Annotated in this window: 3 protein-coding genes; 1 reads left to right on the forward strand and 2 read right to left on the reverse strand. The window is 31.7% G+C overall.

All coding sequences use genetic code 11. The features are described 5' to 3' along the window. Positions 1-92 precede the first annotated feature (92 nt). The gene (locus J6V67_RS02970) at positions 93-881 is read left to right on the forward strand and encodes a hypothetical protein (RefSeq protein ID WP_291858549.1); all 789 of its coding nucleotides are present in this window, start codon (positions 93-95) and stop codon (positions 879-881) included. Positions 882-915: 34 nt separating this feature from the next. Here the strand turns inward: J6V67_RS02970 and J6V67_RS02975 are convergent, their stop codons facing one another. Together J6V67_RS02975 and J6V67_RS02980 are read right to left on the reverse strand one after the other, a co-directional pair. Next, on the reverse strand, positions 916-1,860 hold the full coding sequence (locus J6V67_RS02975) for a phage tail protein (RefSeq protein WP_291858551.1): 945 nt from the start codon (positions 1,858-1,860) through the stop codon (positions 916-918). Next, the gene (locus J6V67_RS02980; protein WP_291858554.1) at positions 1,860-2,300 is read right to left on the reverse strand and encodes a glycoside hydrolase family protein; all 441 of its coding nucleotides are present in this window, start codon (positions 2,298-2,300) and stop codon (positions 1,860-1,862) included. The genes J6V67_RS02975 and J6V67_RS02980 overlap by 1 nt, the downstream gene beginning before the upstream one ends. Between the last annotated feature and the right edge of the window lie 159 nt (positions 2,301-2,459).

A 2,459-nucleotide genomic window follows, 5' to 3' on the forward strand; every position in this document is an offset into this window, starting at 1 on the left:
TGTTGTGTTTCAACTTCTAAAATAGTTATATTGTCAATAGTTTTATAAATATTTTTGTATAATAACAAATATTTTATTTGTAAAGGCACTAAATGAATTATGATGAGTTTGAAAATAAACTAAAATCAGTCAGTTTGAGCAAAAAAGATTTTTCTGAAATGGTTAAAATGAGCTATACTGGTGTAACTAATTGGAAGCAAACAAATTCTATACCAGGTTGGGTCGATAGCTGGTTAGAAAATTATGAAAATGTAGAAAAAAAAATTGAAAGTGACAAAATGCTTGACATAAGAGCATTTTTGACAAACCAGTATAATTTACAAACTTCCCAGAAAGAAGACGACTGTCTAAAATTGAACTATAATTTTAATAATGTTAGCGTAAATTTATACTTCGATATTTATGATGTAGATAGCATTGCTTTTCATATGATATTAATATATGAAGAGTCCTATTATTATACAGCTCTAAATATAGACAATATCATATCTAGAAATCAATATCTAACCAAAGTTCCTGAGAATATTTTATTTAAAATACTCACGAATGGTTCTTTAGATAAATTTTATAACAACATGAGACAAAGAATTTTAGAAGATAAATTTATAGCAAGTAAATATAGCAAAGATATAGATTTTAAAAAAGCATTAAAGAATACAGATAAAGATACAGATGAGGATGAAAAGCCTTTCTTGTATTGTTTAAGAAAAACTCAAATGTCAGAAAAACAGCTAGAAAAACTATATTCTAGATTAAATATAGCTAGAAAAATATTATGGGAAATAAAAAAACAAGGGCGTACTATCGTAACAACTTCAGATTTTACTAAAAGAAAAAAGCTTACTCTCATATTAAAAGATTTACAGATAAAAATATTTTAATAGTTTTTAGGATTGTGGGCTAAATTTTAGCCCACTAACGCTCAAACTCCACTTCTACACTGTATCCTCTGCTATTTAGATTGTGTCTTACGCTTGTTATGCTAAACTTTTTTAGCTCTATATCGCTGTTTGTATTTTTAAATGTTATAGAGCCGCCAGTAATAATATTAGCCCCTGCTAGGCTACACCTACCGCTGATACCACTCTTTTTAAGCTCATTTAGCTTTGCATTTGCTTTAGCGTATGCTTCACCATCGCTTTTAGGCTGGCTTATTCTCATATTATAACTAGGCTCGCCACTACCAGCACGAAGCGAACGCATAGCCCCACTACTAATATCTTGCCACTGCAAAACAACGCTTTTATATACATTTCTATAAGCTTCATTAATCTCAAGACTATATAGCTCTTTTGCGTCTATTTCATATTTTGGCGCATTGCTTACTCCAAAATCTATCTTTTTAGCTATAATCAAGGTAGAGTTTTTAACCGCTGCTAAAAAGCCAAACTCGTAAGCCAAAGTGTATATAAACTCTATATCGCTAACATTATCTTGCAATTTTGAGGCGATATTAGCATCATCGCCGCAGCACTTAAGCTCTAAATTTTGCTCTTTTGCTATAGTTTTTGCTATGCCAAAAAGAGTAGTATTCTCCCAAGTTTTACTTCTTTTTACTTTTAATTTGCCGTTGCTAAAATCAGCCGCAGTTGCCCTAACTTCAGTCGTATTTGCCTTAAAGTTTCTCTCTACCGTTTGCAATCTAAACTCTCCAACGCTATATAGATCATCTTCATACCCTAAATACATCACTATCTTATCCCCAAAAGATGGCGCATCATAAAGACCATTAATCACTATGCTTATCTCATCGCTCTCTTTGCCATCTTTATCATCAAAGCTAATAGATATAAGATTAGCCTTGATAGTTGCAGTCAGATCCTTATCATTTACTATAATCTTAAAATTTGGCTTTAGCATTAGGCGCTCTTTAGTATATCTGATAGCTTTTTAGCTCTATTTGGGGTCTGTTTTGCCCATTTGCTTTTTAGCATATTGTTGCTAGCTTTAAGATATTCCCTATTTTCTATTAGCTTTAAAGTGTTTTTAAATCCTAGCATTCCACTTACACCCATTTGATACGCCATCTCTATTACAATGCTTTGAACCTGCTTTGGCTGTGATTTTAGCCATTCAAGCTTTGCAAACACCTCATTTTGAAGTTTTTGTAGTTTTAGCTCTAAAATCTTGCACGCCACTTCTTTACTCATAGGCTCATATCTGTTTTTGTTTAGCTCGAGCTCATCACTAGTTAAGCTATCACACTTAAATCCATAACCAACGGTCAAAAACCCCAAACTATCTCTATAAACATACTCACTAAAACCCTCATTTGCTTTGATATTATCTATTAAACTCATAACTATCTCCTTTTTATATTTTATGTTCTATTTTTACCTACTTTTAACGCACAAAATTTTCGCAATAGTAAAACAACCTAAATGGTTGTTTTACGGCGAAAATTTGGAGTAAAAACCAAATTTAAAGCAACAAAAAACTCGCAGGAGTTTTTGGCGAAA

This window comes from Campylobacter sp., from assembly GCF_017646085.1.
GTDB lineage: Bacteria > Campylobacterota > Campylobacteria > Campylobacterales > Campylobacteraceae > Campylobacter.